The following is a 20,655-nucleotide window of genomic DNA, read 5'->3' as shown; positions in this document are numbered from 1 at the left end:
AGACATCGAGTCAAATCACTAGCAAAAAAAACTCAAACTAGCAAAAACACTGACCATCCCACACGGGGGTGTGAAACGATCAGCAACACCCACATCCAAACGATGCGGGATGCACCAAAAAAAATTTGGCACTGACTTTCATCGGCACACTGTTGAGTTCTCAAAGAACACGCACACACCATCAACACCGAGAAACAATCTCGATCTCTCCGGGGCAACTGTTCCAGACTAGCCCATTGGCCTGCGGGATGCAATCCCTGGCCGGGCAATCCGTCAGGCGCCTTCGTCCAACCTCGTTTCCCAGCCCCTCACGGGTCCGGGTCGGTGTCCGTGTCGCTCTGACCTGGACTAAGTTACGCACCACCTCGACAGTACGCAAACTCGCTGGTCAGAAGCTTGCCGTAAACTATCACCGCAGGTCAGCCGGCTACATCTGCCCGACGACACGGGAATCGAGTTCCTGTGACCCCGGGCACATCCCGTATGGGAATCAATCCGCACTGCCTGCGGCCCCACCGACCACTCGCTCGATACCGCCCCCCAGCTGCTGCAATTTCTCCACGAACAGGGGGTATCCACGATCGATGTGGAAGACGTCGTGCACCTCCGTCACCCCGTCGGCGCAGAGTCCGGCGAGGACGAGGCCCGCGCCGGCACGGATGTCCGAGGACCAGACCGGAGCACTGGAGAGTTGCGCAATCCCCCGCACCACCGCGTGATGACCATCGGTCCGCGCATCCGCACCGAGCCGGATCATCTCCTCCACGAAGCGGAACCTCGCTTCGAAGACGTTCTCCGTGATCATCGACGTTCCGGCGGCGACGGCCGCGAGACCGATGGCCATCGGTTGCAGATCGGTCGGGAATCCCGGATAGGGAAGCGTCGCGAAGTTCACCGCGCGCGGCCGGCTCTCCTGGACGACCCGGAATCCGTCGAGCTCGGTGGTCACGGTCGCGCCGGCGGCCGACAACTTGTCGAGTACGAGTCGGAGGTGGTCCGGGTCCACGCCGGTGACCGTGACATCGCCGCGGGTCATCGATGCGGCTATTCCCCACGTCGCAGCGACGATCCGGTCGCCGATCACCCGATGCGTGGTCGGGTGCAACCGCGGCACACCCCGGACGGTGAGCGTCGACGTGCCGGCGCCGCGGACGTCGGCTCCCATCTCGACCAGCATCGTGCACAGGTCGACGATGTCGGGTTCACGCGCTGCGTTGACGATCGTCGTGACACCGTCCGCAAGTACCGATGCCATCAGGATGTTCTCGGTGGCCCCCACGGACGGGAACTCGAGCCGGATCTCCGCCCCGTGCAGTTCATGCGCCTCCGCGACAACACAACCGTGCTCGATCTCGGTGTGCGCACCGAGCTGCCGCAAGCCGTTCTGGTGCATGTCCAGTGGGCGTGATCCGATGGCGTCGCCGCCGGGCAGGGCGACGACCGCCCGATGGCACCGGGCGACCAGCGGCCCCAGGACACAGACGGATGCCCGGAACTGTTTGACCGCGTCGAAGTCCGCGTGGTGCTTGGGCTCCCCCGGCGTCGTGATGCGTACCGTCGAATCCTCGAGTTCGACCTCGCAGCCCAATCCGCGCAACACCTCGGCCATCAGTGGCACGTCGAGAATGTCGGGACAATTCGTGATCGTGGTCGTGCCCTCGGCCAGCAACGTTGCCGCCATGAGCTTGAGGACGCTGTTCTTCGCGCCGCCCACGGACACCTCACCGACCAGTCGGCTGCCACCGGTCACCAGAAATCGATCGCTCACAGGCGAACAGCCTAAGCGAGCGGGCCCGACCACGGACGAACCGCGGTCGGCCGGACCGTTGCGGGGGCTGCGCCCGTCGGGTCCGGCGCGTACCGTACCGGCATGGCCGTTCATCTCACACGCATCTACACCCGTACCGGCGACGACGGGACCACGGGACTGTCCGATTTCTCGCGCGTGGCCAAGACGGACCCGCGGTTGGTCGCCTACGCCGACTGCGACGAGACGAACTCCGCCATCGGGGTGGCGATCGCCCTCGGCCATCCGGACGCCCGGATGCTCGAGGTACTGCGCCAGGTACAGAACGATCTCTTCGACGCCGGCGCCGACCTGTCGACCCCTGTCGTGTCGGAGCCGAAGCACCCGCCCCTGCGGGTGCTGCCGAGTTACATCGACCGGCTCGAGCAGTGGTGCGACGAGTTCAACGAGGCGTTGACGCCGCTGAACTCGTTCATTCTCCCCGGGGGCACCGCGCTCGCGGCGCTGCTGCACTGCGCGCGCACGCTCGCGCGCCGGGCCGAGCGCTCCGCGTGGGCCCAGATCCAGGTCGCTCCCGACGACACCGCGGTACTGCCGGCGACGTACCTCAACCGGCTGTCGGACCTGCTGTTCATACTCGCCCGGGTCGCCAACCCCGAGGGCGACGTCCTTTGGCGACCCGGCGCCGGCGCCAACTGAACCGCTGGACCCCGCTGCCGCGTACCGTCAGCGCTCCAACCGGGGGCGACGTCGTTTGGAGCGCACCGAGGGCCGCGACTCCACCCACGACAGGAAGGCGGTGAGCGCGCCCAGATCGAACGCAAACTCGTAGCGGCGGTCCCCGTCACGCACCTCGAGTATGGAGATCTCGTCGGTCATGATGTCGTATTCGGAATCCTTGGGACCGCGGCGTCCGATGACCTCGATACCCTGCCGCTGAATGTGCCGATCGGGGCCGATCCGCACACTGGTCAACCTGTAGAACCACAGCGTGTTCTCGCTGTAACGAATGACGCCGTGCCGCCAGCCGATGCCGTCAGCGGCAGGCAGTGCCCGCACGATGGCGGACGTCCCCTCCTTGCGCAACACCGCAAACCGATAGCCGAAAGCCGCGACGAGCCAGGCTACGAGCAGCACAATCAGAATGATCAACACAATCATTCCGGTGTGCAATGCTCGAACTCCTGGCTCGTCGCGGCTTGTCTCGGTTCGGTCAGCCGGTTCAGGCGCGTTCGACTGCGCGAATCTGCCCGCGGGCGACCAGTTTCGCCGACTCGTCGGTGGCCTCGGCAAGAGCTGCCTTGGCTGCCTCGAGATCGATCTCCTGGGCCCAATCGGCCGACTCGGCAAGAATACTCACCTTGGTCGCGGTCACCGACAGGAACCCGCCGTGCACCGCCGCCACGACCCGCTCGCCGTCGGTGGTGGTGATGGCGACGACTCCGCCCTCGGCCAGTTCACCGAGCACCGGCTCGTGGCCGGGCATGATGCCGATCTCGCCCTCGGTGGTCTGGGCGGACACCAGCTTCGCGGTGCCCGACCAGAGCCGCTCCTCGACCGCGACCAGCTCAACGGTCATCTCAGCCACGGGTTACCGTCACTTCCCGGCGATCTTGGCGGCGTTGGCCTCGACGTCGTCGAGCCCACCGCAGCTGTTGAACGCCTGCTCGGGCAGGTGGTCGTACTCACCCTTCGTGACCTTGTCGAACGCCTCGATGGTGTCGGTGAGCGGCACCACGGAGCCGACCTGACCCGTGAACTTCTCGGCGACCAGGAAGTTCTGGCCGAGGAACTTCTCCAGGCGACGGGCGCGGCCGACGAGGACCTTGTCCTCTTCGGAGAGCTCGTCCATGCCGAGGATCGCGATGATGTCCTGCAGTTCCTTGTACTTCTGCAGGATCCGGATGACCTCCTGGGCGACCCGGTAGTGCTCGTCGCCGACGATCGCCGGCTCGAGGATCCGGGAGGTCGAGGTCAGCGGGTCCACCGCGGGGTAGATGCCCTTCTGGGTGATCGCACGCGAGAGCTCGGTGGTCGCATCCAGGTGAGCGAAGGTCGTCGCCGGCGCCGGGTCGGTGTAGTCGTCCGCGGGGACGTAGATCGCCTGCAGCGAGGTGATCGACCGACCACGGGTCGAGGTGATCCGCTCCTGGAGCTGGCCCATCTCGTCCGCCAGGGTCGGCTGGTAACCCACCGCGGAGGGCATACGGCCCAGCAGCGTGGAGACCTCGGAACCGGCCTGGGTGAAACGGAAGATGTTGTCGATGAACAGCAGCACGTCCTGGCCCTGCACATCGCGGAAGTACTCCGCCATGGTCAGCGCGGACAGCGCCACGCGCATACGGGTGCCCGGCGGCTCGTCCATCTGACCGAACACCAACGCGGTGTCGGGCAGCACGCCCATCTCGTCCATTTCCAGGATGAGGTCGGTGCCCTCACGGGTGCGCTCACCGACGCCGGCGAACACCGACGTGCCGGAGAACTCACGCGCGATACGGGTGATCATCTCCTGGATCAGAACGGTCTTGCCGACACCGGCGCCGCCGAAGAGACCGATCTTGCCGCCCTTGACGTACGGCGTCAGCAGGTCGATGACCTTGATGCCGGTCTCGAGGATCTCGGTCTTGCCCTCGAGCTGATCGAACGGCGGCGGCTGGCGGTGGATGCTCCACTGCTCACCGTCACGACCGGTGCCCGGTGCGTCGAGGCAGTCACCGAGGGCGTTGAACACGTGGCCCTTGACGACGTCGCCGACCGGAACCGAGATCGACTTGCCGGTGTCGGACACCGGGGTGCCGCGGACCAGGCCGTCGGTGGGCTGCATCGAAATGGTGCGCACCAGGTTGTCGCCGAGGTGCTGAGCGACCTCGAGGGTCAGCGTCTTGGCGACCGCCGGGAGGGTGACCTCCGCATGCAGGGCGTTGAACAGGTCGGGGATGAAGCCACGCGGGAACTCAACGTCCACAACGGGACCGATGACCCGCACGACGCGGCCGGCGGTACCGGTACCCGTCGCGTTTTCTTGCGTCACAGCTGCGGTCATTGCTTAGTCTCTTCCTGCGCTATCCGCCAACGCGTTCGCGCCGCCGACGATCTCGCTGATTTCCTGGGTGATCTGGGCTTGACGAGCCTGGTTCGCCTCGCGGCTCAGATTCTGGACCAGCTCGTTTGCATTGTCCGTCGCCGCCTTCATGGCGGTACGACGGGCCGCTGACTCCGACGCGGCCGCATCGAGCAGCGCCGAGTAGATGCGGGTGTTGATGTACTTCGGCAGCAGCGCCGCCAACAACGCCTCGGGCTCGGGCTCGAAGTTGTAAGCAGGTGCGATGCCCTCGCTCGACTGGCCGTCCGTCAGCATGTCCTCGCCGAGCTCGATCACCTCGTCGTGGTAATCGACCTCCAGCGGGGCCATCCGCCGGACCATCGGCGTCTGGGTGAGCATCGACACGAACTGGGTGTAGACGATGTGGAGCTCGTCCACGCCTTCGACCGTGCCCTCGCCGTTCATCGCCTCGACCTCGTTGCCGGAGCCGGCGAGGAACAACTCGACAAGGTGCTGACCCGCGCGCCGCGCATCCGCGTAGCCGGGCTGCTGGGAGAAGCCGGTCCATGCGCCGGCGACCGAGCGCCCGCGGAACGTGTAGTACCCGAGCCCCTTCGCGCCGAGCACGTACAGCACCGGGTCCTTGCCCTCGCTGCGCAACAGCTGCGCCAGCTCCTCGGCCTCCTTGAGGACGTTGGAGTTGTAGCCACCACACATGCCGCGGTCACTGGTGACCACCAGGATCGCCGCACGCTTGGACGCCTGCCGCTCGTTGAGCAGCGGGTGGTCCAGCGACGCCGACGCGCTCGCGAGTTCGGTGAGGACCTTCGTGATCTCGACGGCATAGGGCTTCGACGCGGCCACCCGCGCCTGTGCCTTGGTGATCCGCGAGGTCGCGATCAGTTCCTGCGCCTTCGTGATCTTCTTGGTCGAGTTGACTGACTTGATCCTCGAGCGCAGTTCGCGCAGATTCGCCATTAGTCAGTCACACTCCCTTCCTGGATCGCCGAAACACTCATCTGTCCGTTCACCTACTTGACGGAGGTGCGGTTGACGGTGACGGTTTCCTGGCCGACCTCGTCGGCGGCGAGCGCCTCGGGGGTCGCCTCGTTGACCACACGGCTGCCGTCAGAGGCGAGGAAGCCCTGCTTGAAGCGGTTGGTCGCGGCGACCAGCGCGGCTGCCGACTCGTCGTCGAGGGCCTTGCCACCGGCGATCGCCTCGTACACGCCACCGGCGTTGCGGTGCAGGTCCTCGAGCAGCTCGGCCTCGAACCGGCGGACGTCGTCGACCGGCACCGAGTCGTAGTGGCCCTCGCCTGCGAGGTAGATCGAGACGATCTGATCCTCGACCGCGACAGGGGAGTACTGGTCCTGCTTGAGCAGCTCGACCAGACGCGCACCACGATCCAGCTGGGCCTTCGACGCGGCATCCAGGTCGGAGGCGAACGCCGAGAACGCCTCGAGCTCACGGAACTGGGCCAGGTCCAGACGCAGCGAACCCGAAACCTTCTTCATACCCTTGGTCTGCGCGGCGCCACCGACACGGGAAACGGAGATGCCGACGTTGATCGCCGGGCGCACACCCTTGTTGAAGAGGTCGGACTCGAGGAAGACCTGGCCGTCCGTGATGGAGATGACGTTGGTCGGAATGTAGGCCGAGACATCGTTGGCCTTGGTCTCGATGATCGGCAGGCCGGTCATCGAGCCCGCGCCCATCGCGTCGGACAGCTTGGCGCAACGCTCCAGCAGACGCGAGTGCAGGTAGAAGACGTCACCCGGGTACGCCTCGCGGCCCGGCGGGCGACGCAGCAGCAGGGAGATGGCGCGGTAGGCCTCGGCCTGCTTGGTCAGGTCGTCGAACACGATCAGGACGTGCTTGCCCTGGTACATCCAGTGCTGACCGATGGCGGAACCCGTGTAGGGCGCGAGCCACTTGAAGCCGGCGGAGTCGGACGCAGGAGCGGCGACGATGGTGGTGTACTCCATCGCACCGGCCTCTTCCAGCGCGGTCTTGACACCCGCGATGGTCGAGCCCTTCTGGCCGACGGCGACGTAGATGCAGCGGACCTGCTTCGTCGGGTCGCCGGTCGCCCAGGCGGCCTTCTGGTTCAGGATCGCGTCGACGCAGACCGCGGTCTTGCCGGTCTTGCGGTCGCCGATGACCAGCTGACGCTGGCCGCGGCCGATCGGGGTCATCGCGTCGATCGCCTTGATGCCGGTCTGCATCGGCTCCTCGACGGGCTGACGCTCCAGCACGGTGGCCGCCTGCAACTCGAGCGCACGGGTCTCTTCGGAGGCGATGTCACCCAGGCCGTCGATCGGCTGGCCCAGCGGGTTGACGACGCGGCCGAGGAAGGCGTCGCCGACCGGCACCGAGAGGACGTCTCCGGTGCGCTTGACCTCCTGGCCTTCCTCGATCCCCTCGTAGTTGCCCAGGACGACCGCACCGACCTCGCGGGCCTCCAGGTTCAGGGCGACGCCGAGGACACCGCCCGGGAACTCGAGCAACTCGTTCGCCATCACCGACGGCAGACCGCTGATGTGCGCGATGCCGTCGCTGGTGTCGGCCACCACGCCGACCTCCTCGCGGGAGGCCTCCGGGGAGTAGCTCGAGGTGTAGTTCTCAATCGCGCTACGGATTTCGTCGGAGGAGATCGTCAGCTCCGCCATAATTCTGCCTGCTCTTCCTGCATGCGCTCGGGTATCTGGGGTGACACCGCTGTGGTTGGTCTAGTTTGTCGGATTGCTCAGCCGAGGGCCTTGCGCACCGCGGCCAGCCGGCCCGTGGCGCTGCCGTCGATCACTTCGTCGCCGATCCGGATGACCAGACCACCGAGCAGGTCGCGATCGACCTCCACGTGGACGGTCACCGGACGACCGTAGATGCGGGTCAGCGTGTCAGTGAGCTTGGTGAACTGCTCCCCGGTCAACGCCTGGGCGCTGCGCACGTGCGCCACGGTCTGCTCACGCTGCGCCGCGGCGAGGTTCGACAGCTGGTCGAACGTGCCCGCCGGGGTGCCCCGCAGCCGGCCGATGGCCTGCGTCGCCAACGACTCGGTGATCGCGGTGACCTTGCCGTACAGCAACTTCGCGAGCAGCTGCTGCTTGCGGCCCACCGCTGCGGTCCGGTCCGAGAGAACCTTCTCGAGCTCGGTGTCGCCGGCAACGATGCGCCCGAGGCGGAACAGCTCGTCCTCGACGGTGTCGAGCTGTTGCTGGTCCGCGGCCGCCCTGAGCAGCGACTCTCGGCCCAGCAGTTCCAGCGCGTCCGCGAGGTCGCTCGGCTGCGACCACTGCTGACCGACCGCATCCACGACGGTCGCGAGCGTCTCGGCGGTCACCTTGCCCTCGAGCAGGCGCGTGGCGAGCTGCCGACGCGCCTGCGGGTCGGTCGAGGCGTCGGCCAGCAGGCCGCGCAGACTGCGCTCGCCGTCCAGCGTCTCGACCACCGAGAAGAGCTCGGAACCCACCGTGGCTGCTACCGCGGTGGCACCGCCGGCCGGCGCCGCGGCCAGGGCGGTGTCCAGCGCGGCACGTACGTGACCCAGCGCTTCACGGCTGGCTGCGTACATTTCGTTCACTTCCCTGCCTTACCCGCAACGGGCTCACCGAGGGCATCGAGTTCATCGAGGAACCGGTCGATCGAGCCCGTGCGCTTGACGTCGTCGGACAGCGACTCGCCGATGACACGCTCGGCCAGATCGACCGCAGTGCGACCGAGGTCGCCACGCAGCTCGGCGATGATCTGCTGGCGCTGGGCGACGAGCTGACTGTGGCCTGCGGCCACGATCCTGTCGCTCTCCTCCTGCGCCTTGACCTTCATCTCGGCCAGGATCTGGCGACCCTGCTCGTGCGCGTCGTCGCGGATCTTGGCGGCTTCGATGCGCGCCTCGGCGAGCTGAGCGGTGTACTGCTCCAGCGCCGCCTTGGCCTCTGCCTGGGCCTCCTCGGCCCGCTTGATGCCACCCTCGATCTTGTCCCCGCGCTCGTCCATGACGGCCTGCATCTTGGGCAGGACGAACTTCCAGAAGACGGCGAGGATGATCACCAGCACAACCGCGGACCAGATGATGTCCGGCGTCTTGGGCAGGATCGGGTTCTGGGTTGTCTCGTCGGCCGCCAGAACGGCCAGCTTCGCGCTCAACATGGCTTAGCTGAAGATGAAGCCGGTGACGATACCGATCAGGGCCAGCGCCTCGGTGAACGCGATACCGAGGAACATCGTGGTACGCACCTGGCCGGACATCTCGGGCTGGCGGACCATGCCCTCGATGGCCTTACCGACCACGATGCCGATACCGACGCCGGGGCCGATGGCCGCGAGGCCGTAACCGATGGCACTCGCACTACCGGTGAAGGCATCCTTCGACGCGAGGGTCTCAGCGAGGTAGCTCATGTTGTTCCGTTTCCCTTTCAGTTGGCCCGACCGGGGTTCCGGGCGGGTCAGATCTTGGTGGTGCGGTCTGTTGCGTCCGGGTCAGTGCTCGGCCGCGTGCAGTGAGAGATCGATGTAGACAGCGGTCAGCAGGACGAAGATGTACGCCTGCAGGATGATCTCCAGCAGCTCGAACAGCGTGATCAGGATCGCGCCGGCCAAACCGCCGATGGCGAAGACGTGCATGCCCCCGGAGGCCTGCAACAGGAAGTAGTGGGTCGCGGTCCAGAACAGCACCAGCATGATGTCGCCGGCGAGCATGTTCGCCATGAGACGGATGGTGAGCGTGAACGGCCGGAGGACGAAGGTCGAGACGAACTCGATCGGGATGACCAGGATGTGCAGGGCCGGCGGCAGGTTGGGGACCACCACGGAGGCCTTGTAGAACTTCAGGCCGTACTTCTTGACGCCGACGTAGTTGAAGGCGATGTACGCAACGACCGCGCAGACCAGGGGCGCGCCGATCAGGGCGTTCGAGGAAACGTTCAGGAAGGGGATGATGCTCGACAGGTTGAGCGCGAACACCATGAAGAAGATCGAGGTCAGCAGCGGCAGGAAACGCTTGCCCTGCTCCTTGCCGAGGATTTCCTCCGCGATGTGGATGCGCACGAAGTCCAGGCCGTACTCGGCGACATTCTGCACACCGCGCGGGATCAGCTTCGGGCTGCGCATCGCGATGACGAAGAACAGCAGCAGGACCGCCGTCATGATCAGACGCACCATCATGATGCGGTTGATCTCGAACGGCGTACCCGTGAAGAGGAGCCCACCGGGGAAGAACTCGTCAATGGAAGGCGCGTGGAACTCTCCACTTGCCAGTATCGTGGCGGTCAGCGGTCTCTCCCGTTCTCGGGCCACAGTCCGTCCGGCTGCGGTTCGATCGGATGTGGCGTTGATTCAGGCGGTTCGCGGGGCATCAGCCCTCAGCGGGCGTTACCCACGGGTAGTCCCGAGGGCGCGAATCCGGAGAATTCGCTGCTACTCAGGCGTTCCGTTGCAGGCAGCGTACCAAGCACCTGGCAAAAACCTGATATCAGGGTCGATCTGAATCGATTACGACACAGTGTAGTACTATTTTTTGTCGTTTTGGCCGGATTCCGGCATCGGATCCACGTACGGCACACGCAACTTGAGGATCGCGTAGGTCTCCGCGGACAGCAGCACGACGATGGCGGCGATGATCGTGCCGACCAAGGCGTACTTGTCGTAGAAGGTCATGCCCTTGATCGCCACCATCACGACGATCGCCACGATGATCTTGGCGAGCCAGCTGCCCAGCAACACCGCGCCGGCGGTACCCGGATTGGAATGGGCGGTCGAGAGCACGACCACCACGGTGCACAGGATGAAGCCTCCGCCCACGGCGGCACCGATCAAGGTGCCCCACAGCCCCGGCAGTCCGGCCAGCGAGGTCGCGATGATCGCGCTGATCACGGTGAGTGCGATCAGCCCGACGAGCCCATAGCGCACGGCCGCGCGCAGCGGCGCGAGTTGGTCGGGCACGGCACCGACCGTGGGGGTCGCGGATTTCTCGGGGGAGGTCACAGGCTTCGAGGGTACCGGCAACCACGCGGGCCCCGGCAGCCCAGGTCAGGTGCGCAGACGCTTGAGCCGCGGCACGATAGTGACCACCAGTGCGCAGACCAGACCGGCGGCGATGGCGGGCAAGACGATTCGCTTGTCCAACAGCGCACCGGCCACCGCGCTGAACGCGAGCAGCGCGGTCCACAGGTAGATGACCAGCACCACGCGGCGGTGCGAGTGGCCGATCTGCAACAACCGATGGTGCAGGTGCATCTTGTCCGGACTGAACGGGCTGCGTCCGGCGCGGGTCCGGCGCACGATGGCCAGCAGCAGATCCAGCACCGGGATGAACATGACCGCACCGACGACGAGGACCGGCGAGAGCAGCGCGAGCAGATCCCGGGCGCCGTACGCGGCCAGGCTGATCCGCCCGGAGGCACTCGTCGACGCCGCCGACAGCGTCAGCCCGATGAGCATGGAACCCGAGTCGCCCATGAAGATCCGGGCGGGCTGGAAGTTGTGCGGCAGGAAGCCGAGACAGGCACCCGCGAGCGCGGCTGCGATCATCGCCGGCGGATAGGCGCTCACGTCGCCGCCCTGAGCACGGAGCAGACCGATCGAGAACACGCAGATCGCCGACGCCGCGATCAGCCCGAGGCCGGCCGCCAGGCCGTCGAGCCCGTCGACGAAGTTCATCGCGTTGATCATCACGACGGTGACCAGCACCGTGACCAGCCCGGCCTGCAGTTGGTCGAGCACGAGCGTGCTACCCCCGCCGAACGGCATGTACAGCAGGTACCAGGTCACGCCCATGACCACCAGCACGCCGGCGGCGGTCACCTGGCCGACGAACTTCGTCAGCGCGTCGAGCCCCCACCGGTCGTCGATGATCCCGACCAGCACGATCACCGCACTGGCGACCATCACCGCCGGTATGTCGGAGTTGAACTCGAAGCCACGCGCCAGTGCGGGCAGTTGCCCGGCGAGCGCCAGCGCCGCGACCAGCCCGATGAACATGCCGACACCACCGAGGCGCGGTGTCGGCTTGACGTGCACGTCGCGGTCGCGTGGGTAGGCAAGGGCGCCGAAGCGGATCGCCAGCACCCGCACGCCACCGGTGACCAGATAGGTGACGATCGCCGCGGCCAGCGCGATCAGGCCGAGCTCCCGCAGCGGGATGCCCGCTCCCCCGCCGGACTGCGCCAGCAACGTCACGGCCGGGTCGACCGTTCGATGGGCAATCACGCTCATGACGCTACCCACCACAACCGGCGCCGCCGCGACGGACGGGACGGCGCGCCGCAGCGGAACCCGTCACATCCGCGGTTGCGCGACCGGGTCATGCACGCAGTTGCCCGACGGGCAACCCCAGCACCTCGCCGAGCGATTCCGCCGAGACCGCACCCTCGCGAAGGATCCTCGGCGTGGTGTCCGTCATGTCGATGATCGTCGACGGCACCGAGTGCTCGCAGGTGCCGCCGTCGAGGTAGACCCCGACCGCGCTGCCCAGCTGTGCGCGGGCCTCGGACACCGTCGTGGCGGGCGGACGGCCCGAGATGTTCGCGCTCGAGACCGCCAGCGGGCCGACCTCGCGCAGCAACTCCAGCGCCACCGGGTGCAGCGGCATCCGCAGCATCACCGTGCCGCGGGTGTCACCGAGGTCCCAGGACAGCGACGGCGCCTGCCGCACAACCAGACTCAGCCCGCCGGGCCAGAACGCCTGGATGAGGTCACGCGCGCGCGGGTCGACCCCGAACACCAGCCCATCGATGGTGGTCCACGAGCCGACCAGCACCGGTACCGGCATGTCGCGGCCGCGCCCCTTGGTGCGCAGCAGTGCGGAGACGCCCTCGCTGTCGAACGCGTCGCAACCCAGGCCGTACACGGTGTCGGTCGGCAGGACCACCAGCCGACCCGACCTGAGTGCGCCGGCCGCGGCCGTCAGGCCAACGGACCGGGATTCCGGATCAGCGCAGTCGTACACAGTGCTCACGAACATCCATCCAATCACTCGCGGTAGGCGATCACCGAAGCCGGTCCGCCTCTGCTTCCGTCGCCACCCTGCGGGCGACCACGAACCGTGGCTTCCCGGTCAGGTCGAGGTGCTGCTCGACATCGCCGAACACGCGCCGGGACCGGAACAGTTCCGCCACCTGCGCGCCGTTGGTGTCGTCGTGCTCGACGGCGATCGCGCCGCCGATGCGCAACCAGCGCGCAGCGTTGTTGACCATCGGCTTGATCACGTCGAGGCCGTCTGCCCCGGCGAAGACCGCCATCGCCGGATCGTGTTCGGCCACTTCCTGTTCCACTTCCGCACCGGCGGGAACGTACGGCGGGTTCGCCACGATCAGGTCGACCCGGCCCTCGAGTTCGCCGAGCAGGTCCCGGTCGGTCACGTCGCCGCGGTACAGATTCACGGGGGTGTCCCCCGCCTGCGCCCGCTTGTCGGCATTGCGCCGCGCCCAGGCCAGCGCGTTCGGGTCCAGTTCGACCGCGTGCACGACGGCATCCGGTAGTGCGTGGGCGATCGCCAGCGCGAGCGCACCCGAACCGGTGCACAGGTCCATCACCACCTGCGGCGTCTCGGCGTTGTGGCGCGCCTCGAGGGTCGCGAGCGCCCAGCCGAGCAGCAACTCGGTCTCGGGACGGGGGATGAACACCCCCGGACCGACCTCCACCGCGACCGAGCCGATCGCGACCGATCCGGTCAGGTACTGCAGCGGCACGCGCTTGGCGCGGTCGGCGACCAGCGACCGGTAGAGGTCGATCACCTCGGCATCGACCAGCGGTACCAGGCCCAGCCGGGTACGTTCGACCCCGACGACGTGCGCGGCGAGGATCTCGGCGTCGGCCCGCGGGCTCGGCACGCCGGCCTCACGCAGGGTCGAGGTGGCCTCGAGGATTGCGAGGCGAAGCGGTTGACGACTCACACGACCAGCCTGCCACGCGGCCCCGACAGCGCGAACACACACCACACCGGCGAGGACGCCGGGCCCGGACGGATCACTCGGCGGCCAACCGGGCCTCGCGGTCGGCCTTGCCGAGGGCGTCGAGCAGTGCGTCCATGTCGCCGTCGAGTACCGCGTCCAGGTTGTGGGCCTTGAATCCGATCCGGTGATCGGTGATGCGGTTCTCGGGGAAGTTGTAGGTCCGGATGCGCTCTGACCGGTCGACGGTCCGGACCTGGTTCGCGCGGCCCGCCGATGCCTCCGCCTCTGCCGCCTCCTCGGCCGCGACCTGCAACCGGGCGGCGAGCACCTGCATGGCGCGGGCCTTGTTCTGCAGCTGTGAACGCTCGTTCTGGCAGGTCACGACGATGCCCGTGGGCAGGTGGGTGATGCGGACCGCAGAGTCGGTGGTGTTGACGCCCTGCCCGCCCTTGCCGGACGACCGGTAGACGTCGATACGCAGGTCAGACTCGTCGATCTGGACCTCTTCGACCTCTTCGGGTTCCGGGTAGATGAACACGCCGGCGGCCGAGGTGTGCACGCGGCCCTGCGACTCCGTCACCGGCACCCGCTGCACGCGATGCACGCCGCCCTCGAACTTGAACCGGGACCAGACACCGTCGCGCGCGTCGCCCTTCGACTTGATCGAGAGCGTCGCCTCCTTGTAGCCGCCGAGGTCGGAGACCGCCGCGTCGAGGATCTCGACCCGCCATCCGTGGCGCTCGGCGTACCGCACGTACATGCGGGCCAGGTCCGACGCGAACAACGCCGACTCCTCGCCGCCTTCACCGGACTTGACCTCGAGCACCACGTCGTCGCCGTCGTGCGGATCCCGGGGCGCGAGCAGATCCGTCATCGCCTGGTCTAGTTCCTCGACGGTGGCCTCGAGTGCGGGCACCTCCGCAGCGAAGCCGGGGTCATCGGCGGCGAGTTCACGGGCCGCCTCGAGATCCTCCCGAGCCGCCTGCAGCTTCGTGTGGACGGCCATGATCGGGGCCAGTTCGGCGAAACGCTTGCCCACCCTGCGGGCCACGGCCGGGTCGTTGTGCAGCGCCGGGTCCGCCAGTTGCTGTTCCAGACCGGCGTGCTCGGCCAAGATGTCATCGATCGCCGACGGCTGGGTCGTCCCCGCCATTGCTGCTCCACTCCTTCGAACTTCTGACACGCGGTCTTCCGCAAGCCCCGTGCGACAAGCACTGTGCCGACCGGTGTCCGTGTGTGCCGGCGCCGGCATGCGGTGCGGCGGCCGGCACGCAAAAAAGCCGACGCCCGACCTGTACGGGGACAGGGCGGGCGTCGGCGGGGTCGCTACTTGTCGGCAGCCTTCTTGGGGGTGCGCTTGCCGTAACGGGCCTCGAACCGGGCCACGCGGCCGCCGGTGTCGAGGATCTTCTGCTTGCCCGTGTAGAACGGGTGGCACTGCGAGCAGACCTCGACGGTGATCCGCCCGGTCTCCTTGGTGCTGCGGGTCTCGAACGTGTTGCCGCAACCGCACACGACGGTGGTGGCGACATACTCGGGGTGGATGCCAGCCTTCATGGTGTCCCTTTCGGTGGTCGCCGGGTCGGCCTCGAATCGAGTCGAAGCCGTGAACCGGAACCGGACTGTGGTGGTGTGAACGCAGGTGCACCCGGTTGTCCGGGCGCGACCAGCGTTGCCATTCTGCCAGATCGACGGCCGGCGACCGCAATCGGCACTGTGAACAACATCCGCCCCCCGAGATCTGTTCCCGGAGGGCGGATGTTCTCGGAGGCAGTTCCCTTCCGCGAGCCCTACTCAGTCCTCGAGCAAGCCCGGCGCGGTCTTGGAGACCGTCATCAGGAACTCGAGGTTGTTCTTGCTCTTCTTGAGCCGGTCGACCAGCAGGTCGATGGCCTGGTGCGAGTCCAGGTTCGACAGCACCCGGCGCAGCTTGTGGACGACGGCGGCCTCGTCGGGATTGAGCAGCAACTCGTCCTTGCGGGTGCTGGACAGGTTGACGTCGACGGCCGGGAACACGCGACGCTCGGCGATCTTGCGGTCGAGCTTGAGCTCGGCGTTACCGGTGCCCTTGAACTCCTCGAAGATGACCGTGTCGCCGGTCGAACCGGTTTCCACCAGCGCGGAGGCGATTATCGTCAGCGAACCGCCGTTCTCGATGTTGCGTGCGGCGCCGAGGAAACGCTTCGGCGGGTACAGCGCGGTCGAGTCGACACCGCCGGACAGGATGCGGCCGGACGCCGGCGAGCTGTTGTTGTACGCACGGCCCAGGCGGGTGATCGAGTCCAGCAGCACGACCACGTCGCGCCCCTGCTCGACCAGGCGCTTGGCCCGCTCGATGGCCAGCTCGGCGACCGACGTGTGGTCGGCCGGCGGCCGGTCGAAGGTCGAGGCGATGACCTCACCCTTGACCGAACGCTGCATGTCGGTGACCTCTTCGGGCCGCTCGTCCACCAGCACGACCATCAGGTAGCACTCGGGATTGTTGGTCGCGATGGCGTTGGCGATGTTCTGCAGGATCGTCGTCTTGCCGGCCTTCGGCGGGCTGACGATCAGTGCACGCTGTCCCTTGCCGATCGGCATGATCAGGTCGATCACCCGCGTGGTCAGCACGTTCGGGGTGGTCTCCAGGCGCAGCCGCTGGTTCGGGTACAGCGGCGTGAGCTTGCCGAACTCGGGGCGCTTCTTCGCCAGCTCCGGGTCCAGCCCGTTGACGGTGTTGAGCTTGACCAGCGGATTGAACTTCTGCCGCTGGTTGCCCTGCTCGCCTTCGCGGGGGACCCGCACGGCGCCGGTGATCGCGTCGCCGCGGCGCAGCCCGTTCTTGCGCACCATGTTCATCGACACGTACACGTCGTTCTGGCCCGCCAGGTACCCGGAGGTGCGCACGAACGCGTAGTTGTCGAGGACGTCGAGGATGCCGGCGACCGGTTGCAGGACATCGTCCTCGCGCAGTTCGACCTCGCCGCCCTCGACGCGGTCGCGCCCGCCGCGACGACGCTCGCGGAACCGGCGGCCGCGACGTCCGCGGCCGCCCTCGTCGTCGTCATCGCCGCGGCCGCCCTGCGGGCCGCGGTTCTGGTTCTGGTTCTGGTTCTGGTTCTGGTTCTGGTTCTGGTTCTGGTTCTGGTTGCCGCGGCCACGGCCGCCGCGGTCCTGCTGGCCGCCGTCGCCGTCAGATTGCTTCGAGTGCTGCTCGCCCTGCTCCTGGCGCTGCGAGCGACGGTCGCCCTGACCCTCGCCACGCTGGCGGCCCTCGCCACGCTGCTGCCCCTCGCGGGGCTGCTCAGCCCCCGGCTGCGCCTCGGCCCCGGATTCGGCCTCGGCACCGGGGGCACCCGCACGCCGCGAAGCACCCCGACGCCCGCGTGCGCGTCGTCCGTCACCGGACTCCGCGTCTCCGGCCTTGGTCTCGTCGCCGGCCGTCTCGGCGTTGGTGGTCGCAGCGGCCGGCGCGGTCGCGGCCTTCGCGGGAGCGTCCTGGACATCGAGCTCGGTCTGCACCGGCGCGGCGTCGGCCGACCGGGCCTTCTCCGCCCGGACCTTGCCGCCGCGCGCCGGTGCGGACGACTCCGCCGCCGGAGCGCCCGAGCCGCCCTGTCGTTCCTGGATCGCCGCGATCAGGTCGCCCTTGCGCATCCCGGAGGTGCTCTTGATGCCGATCTCGGCGGCCAGCGCTCGCAGTTCGGTCAGCACCATCGCGTTCAGGCCGCTGCCGCGCCGGGTCTCGGCCCGCTTCGTCGAGGCCGCAACCGCCTTGGCTCGTGCCACCTCGGGCGCATCAGCGACCCCGTTGTCGGCTGGTGCAGTGGTGATGAGATCCGTATCGGTCACGGAAGTCCTTTCCTTCCCCCGGCTGCACTCCACAGTCGCGAGGGTTCGTCCCGTAGTCCGGCAACCGGACTCGGCAATGTCGCGCACTCACCGGATGGGAATGCGCAGACCGGCCCTTCATCGACATCCCCTGCGCCGGGCCAGGCGCCGTTACCGGTCACCACGGCGAAATCACGAGGGATCGCCCCAGGGGAATCGGCCCAGAAGATTCTGGAGTGATTGCCCCGGAAAGTTTCGACGCTGAAAGATGTCGACGCTGAAGATATCGGCGCTCAATCTGCGCACGATGATGGGCTGCGCTCAGGATAACGCCGGACCACACACTGAGCAAGGAACACCCCTCGCAACACACCGGGCAAAACACCCCAAAATGGTTAACATGTGACCGCAACCACACCTTCGGCCTCGACCGGGCCCGAAACATCCCGGCCGGTTTGCCGACGGCATTCTGTGTACAACCAGGAGTCGCAATGCTCAGCACGATGCAGGACGTCCCGCTCTCGATCGCCCAACTGCTGCGTCACGGGAGCACCGTGCACGCCGACGCGGAGGTGGTGACCTGGACCGACACCGGTCCGCGACGCGAGAGCTACGGCGAGGTGGGCCGGCGGGCCGCGGCCCTCGCGCACGGCCTGCGCTCGCTGGGGGTCACCGGCGACCAGCGCGTGGCGACGTTCATGTGGAACAACGCCGAGCACCTGGAGGTCTACCTCGCGGCGCCGGCGATGGGGGCGGTGCTGCACACGCTCAACATCCGGCTGTTCCCGGCGCAGTTGGTGCACGTCGCCAACGACGCAGAGGACCACGTGGTCATCGTCGACCGGTCACTGTTCCCGTTGCTCGCGCCGCACCTGCCCCAGCTGAAGACTGTCCGGCATGTGGTCGTCACCGGATCAGATGTGACCGACTGTGAAGTGCCACAAGGGATGCAGCTGCACAGCTACGAGGGATTGCTCGCCGGGCGCCCGGAGACCTTCGACTGGCCCGAGGTGGACGAGCGCAGCGCCGCAGCGATGTGCTACACGTCCGGCACCACCGGCGATCCCAAAGGCGTTGTGTACTCCCACCGCTCGATCTATCTGCATTCGATGCAGGTCTGTATGAGTGACGGACCGAACATCCGCCAGGGCGACCGCGCGCTGGCGGTCGTACCCCAGTTCCACGCGATGTCCTGGGGGCTGCCGTATGCGGCCTTCATGATCGGCGCCTCGCTCGTCATGCCCGACCGATTCCTCCAGCCCGCGCCGCTGGCCGAAATCATCGCGAGCGAGAAGCCCACGGTCGCAGCGGCTGTGCCGACCATCTGGCAGGGCCTGCACCTGTATCTGGAGCAACACCCGCAGGACATCTCGTCGCTGCGCGAGGTGCTCATCGGCGGGTCCGCGGTGCCGCCGTCGCTGATGCACGCCTTCGAGGCCGACCACCAGGTCACCGTGTTGCACGCGTGGGGCATGACCGAGACCTCACCGCTGGGCTCGGTGGCCCGCCCACCAGCCGGGTTGACCGGCGACGACATGTGGTCGTACCGCTACACCCAGGGCAGGTTCCCGGCCTCGGTCCAGGCGCGCCTGGTCGACGACGGCGACAACCTGGTGCCGCACGACGGCGTCGGCGTCGGCGAACTCGAGGTCCGCGGACCGTGGATCACCGGGTCGTACTACGGCATCGACGACGCGGCGAAGTTCCACGACGGCTGGCTGCGCACGGGCGACGTCGGGTCGATCACCCCGGACGGGTTCCTGACGCTCACGGACCGGACCAAGGACATCATCAAGTCCGGCGGCGAGTGGATCTCCTCGGTCGACCTGGAGAATGCGGTGATGGGGCATCCGTCGGTCGTCGAGGCCGCGGTGATCGCCGTCCCGGACGAGCGCTGGGACGAGCGGCCGCTGGTGGCGGTCGTGCTGCGCGAGGGATCCGACACCACGGTCGCCGACCTGCGTGACTTCCTGGCGGACAAGGTCGCCAAGTGGCAGGTGCCGGAGAACTGGGCGTTGATCACCGAGGTGCCCAAGACCAGCGTGGGCAAGTTCGACAAGAAGCGCCTGCGGGCCGACTTCCGCGACGGCGGCCTCGCGGTGGTCCGGTTGTAGCGGCGCGCCCCTGAAGCGAATCGGCCGTGCCGGTGGTGGGCACGGCCGATTCGCGGCGTGGCAGTCGCACGGGCGCCGGATCGAACGGCACCCCGCGGCGGCCGGCACTCAGAACAGTTCGGCACCGCCGGCGGCGATCTCGACCTCGCGCACGGTCATCCCGTCGGACTCGGCCTCGCGGACCAGATGCACCGGCAGATCGGTGGTGGTCAGCGCCAGCACCGTCGGCCCCGCACCCGACACCGCCGCGGCGATGCCGTTCGCACGCAAGCGCGTCACCCACCGGTGCGTGGCCGGCATGACCGCGGCCCGCTGCGGTTGATGCAGTCGGTCCTCGGTGGCGGTGAGCAGCAGATCCGGGCGGGCGGTCAATGCGACCACCGCCAACGCTCCCCTGCTCACGTTGAAGGCGGCGTCACGATGCGGCACGATCTCGGGCAGCAGCCCGCGCGTCTCCGCCGTCGACGAACGCTCCGCAGGAATCAGCACGAACGCCCGGATGTCCGGGTGCACCGACAGCCCGACGGCACGGTAGTCCGGCTCCCCCGCCGGTCCCTGCGCCGTCCACGACACGACCGCACCGCCGAGGATGCTGGCCGAGGCGTTGTCCGGGTGCCCCTCGAACTCGGACGCCAACTGCACCAGCTGCTCTTCCGACAACACCGACTCCGGGGCGGCACGCCCCACCAGCGCGTTGGCGGCCAGCAGCCCGCCGACCGCGGCGGACGCCGACGAACCAAGTCCCCGCGAGTGCGGAATCCTGTTGTGGCACACCACATCCATGCCGTCGACCCACACACCGGCGGCTTCCAGGCCGCGCTCGATGGCCCGCACGACCAGATGCGAAGGGCCCAGCGGCACATCGCCGGCACCCTCCCCGACGACGTCGACGTCCAGACCCGACCCCGTGGTGGTCACCTGAATCTCGTCGTAGATGCCCAATGCGATCCCGAGCGTGTCGAATCCCGGCCCGAGGTTGGCGCTCGACGCCGGCACGCGCACACGCACGCTGATGCCGCTGTCGAGCACAGCCGTCATGTCGGGCCCATC

At 67.6% G+C, this 20,655-nt stretch carries 20 protein-coding genes; 2 read left to right on the top strand and 18 right to left on the bottom strand.

The window, feature by feature from the left end; translation table 11 throughout:
• Positions 1-490: 490 nt before the first annotated feature.
• Positions 491-1,768 (bottom strand): UDP-N-acetylglucosamine 1-carboxyvinyltransferase, encoded by a 1,278-nt coding sequence (murA, locus tag G4X40_RS22380; protein WP_277835847.1) that lies wholly within the window; start codon positions 1,766-1,768, stop codon positions 491-493.
• A 102-nt stretch (positions 1,769-1,870) separates the two neighbouring features.
• Here murA and G4X40_RS22375 point away from each other — a divergent pair, with 102 nt between their 5' ends.
• A complete protein-coding gene (locus G4X40_RS22375; protein ID WP_277835846.1) occupies positions 1,871-2,446 on the top strand; it encodes a cob(I)yrinic acid a,c-diamide adenosyltransferase in 576 nt (191 codons plus the stop codon).
• Positions 2,447-2,473: 27 nt separating this feature from the next.
• On the opposite strand, the gene G4X40_RS22370 is transcribed toward G4X40_RS22375, so the two are convergent.
• The 16 genes from G4X40_RS22370 to rho all read right to left on the bottom strand — a co-directional run bounded on the left by G4X40_RS22370 (position 2,474) and on the right by rho (position 17,512).
• Positions 2,474-2,908, bottom strand: a complete 435-nt coding sequence (locus G4X40_RS22370) for a DUF2550 domain-containing protein (protein ID WP_277835851.1) — start codon at positions 2,906-2,908, stop codon at positions 2,474-2,476.
• 61 nt (positions 2,909-2,969) lie between these two features.
• Positions 2,970-3,335, bottom strand: coding sequence for a F0F1 ATP synthase subunit epsilon (locus G4X40_RS22365; protein ID WP_277835845.1), 366 nt, complete (start codon positions 3,333-3,335; stop codon positions 2,970-2,972).
• A gap of 9 nt (positions 3,336-3,344) precedes the next feature.
• Positions 3,345-4,790, bottom strand: a complete 1,446-nt coding sequence (atpD, locus tag G4X40_RS22360) for a F0F1 ATP synthase subunit beta (RefSeq protein ID WP_277835844.1) — start codon at positions 4,788-4,790, stop codon at positions 3,345-3,347.
• A 3-nt stretch (positions 4,791-4,793) separates the two neighbouring features.
• The gene (locus G4X40_RS22355) at positions 4,794-5,768 is read right to left on the bottom strand and encodes a F0F1 ATP synthase subunit gamma (RefSeq protein ID WP_277835843.1); all 975 of its coding nucleotides are present in this window, start codon (positions 5,766-5,768) and stop codon (positions 4,794-4,796) included.
• A 53-nt stretch (positions 5,769-5,821) separates the two neighbouring features.
• Positions 5,822-7,462, bottom strand: a complete 1,641-nt coding sequence (gene atpA, locus G4X40_RS22350) for a F0F1 ATP synthase subunit alpha (protein ID WP_277835842.1) — start codon at positions 7,460-7,462, stop codon at positions 5,822-5,824.
• A gap of 77 nt (positions 7,463-7,539) precedes the next feature.
• Positions 7,540-8,364, bottom strand: a complete 825-nt coding sequence (locus tag G4X40_RS22345) for a F0F1 ATP synthase subunit delta (RefSeq protein ID WP_277835841.1) — start codon at positions 8,362-8,364, stop codon at positions 7,540-7,542.
• Between the two features lie 5 nt (positions 8,365-8,369).
• On the bottom strand, positions 8,370-8,936 hold the full coding sequence (locus G4X40_RS22340; RefSeq protein WP_277835850.1) for a F0F1 ATP synthase subunit B: 567 nt from the start codon (positions 8,934-8,936) through the stop codon (positions 8,370-8,372).
• Positions 8,937-8,942: 6 nt separating this feature from the next.
• Positions 8,943-9,188, bottom strand: a complete 246-nt coding sequence (locus tag G4X40_RS22335) for an ATP synthase F0 subunit C (RefSeq protein WP_277835840.1) — start codon at positions 9,186-9,188, stop codon at positions 8,943-8,945.
• 81 nt (positions 9,189-9,269) lie between these two features.
• Positions 9,270-10,049 carry a F0F1 ATP synthase subunit A gene (gene atpB / locus G4X40_RS22330; RefSeq protein WP_277835849.1) on the bottom strand — a complete coding sequence of 260 codons (780 nt, stop codon included), beginning with the start codon at positions 10,047-10,049 and terminating at the stop codon, positions 9,270-9,272.
• A gap of 249 nt (positions 10,050-10,298) precedes the next feature.
• On the bottom strand, positions 10,299-10,772 hold the full coding sequence (locus tag G4X40_RS22325; RefSeq protein ID WP_277835839.1) for a hypothetical protein: 474 nt from the start codon (positions 10,770-10,772) through the stop codon (positions 10,299-10,301).
• A gap of 45 nt (positions 10,773-10,817) precedes the next feature.
• Positions 10,818-12,002 (bottom strand): glycosyltransferase family 4 protein, encoded by a 1,185-nt coding sequence (locus G4X40_RS22320; RefSeq protein ID WP_277835838.1) that lies wholly within the window; start codon positions 12,000-12,002, stop codon positions 10,818-10,820.
• Positions 12,003-12,090: 88 nt separating this feature from the next.
• On the bottom strand, positions 12,091-12,744 hold the full coding sequence (locus G4X40_RS22315) for an L-threonylcarbamoyladenylate synthase (RefSeq protein ID WP_277835837.1): 654 nt from the start codon (positions 12,742-12,744) through the stop codon (positions 12,091-12,093).
• Positions 12,745-12,775: 31 nt separating this feature from the next.
• Positions 12,776-13,681 (bottom strand): peptide chain release factor N(5)-glutamine methyltransferase, encoded by a 906-nt coding sequence (gene prmC / locus G4X40_RS22310; protein WP_277835836.1) that lies wholly within the window; start codon positions 13,679-13,681, stop codon positions 12,776-12,778.
• A 73-nt stretch (positions 13,682-13,754) separates the two neighbouring features.
• On the bottom strand, positions 13,755-14,834 hold the full coding sequence (gene prfA, locus G4X40_RS22305; RefSeq protein ID WP_277835835.1) for a peptide chain release factor 1: 1,080 nt from the start codon (positions 14,832-14,834) through the stop codon (positions 13,755-13,757).
• Positions 14,835-15,007: 173 nt separating this feature from the next.
• Entirely contained in the window at positions 15,008-15,238 is a 231-nt protein-coding gene (gene rpmE / locus G4X40_RS22300; protein WP_277835834.1) for a 50S ribosomal protein L31, read from the bottom strand.
• A gap of 237 nt (positions 15,239-15,475) precedes the next feature.
• On the bottom strand, positions 15,476-17,512 hold the full coding sequence (rho, locus tag G4X40_RS22295; protein ID WP_277835833.1) for a transcription termination factor Rho: 2,037 nt from the start codon (positions 17,510-17,512) through the stop codon (positions 15,476-15,478).
• 470 nt (positions 17,513-17,982) lie between these two features.
• Between rho and G4X40_RS22290 the strand changes: the two genes are divergently transcribed.
• Positions 17,983-19,605: a long-chain fatty acid--CoA ligase gene (locus tag G4X40_RS22290; protein WP_277835832.1), complete on the top strand. Its 1,623-nt coding sequence runs from the start codon at positions 17,983-17,985 to the stop codon at positions 19,603-19,605.
• 108 nt (positions 19,606-19,713) lie between these two features.
• Here the strand turns inward: G4X40_RS22290 and thrB are convergent, their stop codons facing one another.
• Entirely contained in the window at positions 19,714-20,643 is a 930-nt protein-coding gene (thrB, locus tag G4X40_RS22285; RefSeq protein WP_277835848.1) for a homoserine kinase, read from the bottom strand.
• Between the last annotated feature and the right edge of the window lie 12 nt (positions 20,644-20,655).

Origin of the sequence: Speluncibacter jeojiensis, from assembly GCF_029589495.1 — a bacterium.
GTDB lineage: Bacteria > Actinomycetota > Actinomycetes > Mycobacteriales > Mycobacteriaceae > Speluncibacter > Speluncibacter jeojiensis.
Note: the sequence above shows the minus strand (reverse complement) of the source record. Positions and strands in the feature narration are given on the sequence as shown.

Coding starts and splice junctions, on each gene's coding strand:
- G4X40_RS22375 (WP_277835846.1), top strand. CDS start 1,871: ATGGCCGTTCATCTCACACGCATCTACACCCGTACCGGCGACGACGGG.
- G4X40_RS22370 (WP_277835851.1), bottom strand. CDS start 2,908: ATGATTGTGTTGATCATTCTGATTGTGCTGCTCGTAGCCTGGCTCGTC.
- atpD (WP_277835844.1), bottom strand. CDS start 4,790: ATGACCGCAGCTGTGACGCAAGAAAACGCGACGGGTACCGGTACCGCC.
- G4X40_RS22355 (WP_277835843.1), bottom strand. CDS start 5,768: ATGGCGAATCTGCGCGAACTGCGCTCGAGGATCAAGTCAGTCAACTCG.
- atpA (WP_277835842.1), bottom strand. CDS start 7,462: ATGGCGGAGCTGACGATCTCCTCCGACGAAATCCGTAGCGCGATTGAG.
- G4X40_RS22345 (WP_277835841.1), bottom strand. CDS start 8,364: ATGTACGCAGCCAGCCGTGAAGCGCTGGGTCACGTACGTGCCGCGCTG.
- G4X40_RS22335 (WP_277835840.1), bottom strand. CDS start 9,188: ATGAGCTACCTCGCTGAGACCCTCGCGTCGAAGGATGCCTTCACCGGT.
- G4X40_RS22320 (WP_277835838.1), bottom strand. CDS start 12,002: ATGAGCGTGATTGCCCATCGAACGGTCGACCCGGCCGTGACGTTGCTG.
- prfA (WP_277835835.1), bottom strand. CDS start 14,834: ATGGCGGGGACGACCCAGCCGTCGGCGATCGATGACATCTTGGCCGAG.
- rpmE (WP_277835834.1), bottom strand. CDS start 15,238: ATGAAGGCTGGCATCCACCCCGAGTATGTCGCCACCACCGTCGTGTGC.
- G4X40_RS22290 (WP_277835832.1), top strand. CDS start 17,983: ATGCTCAGCACGATGCAGGACGTCCCGCTCTCGATCGCCCAACTGCTG.
- thrB (WP_277835848.1), bottom strand. CDS start 20,643: ATGACGGCTGTGCTCGACAGCGGCATCAGCGTGCGTGTGCGCGTGCCG.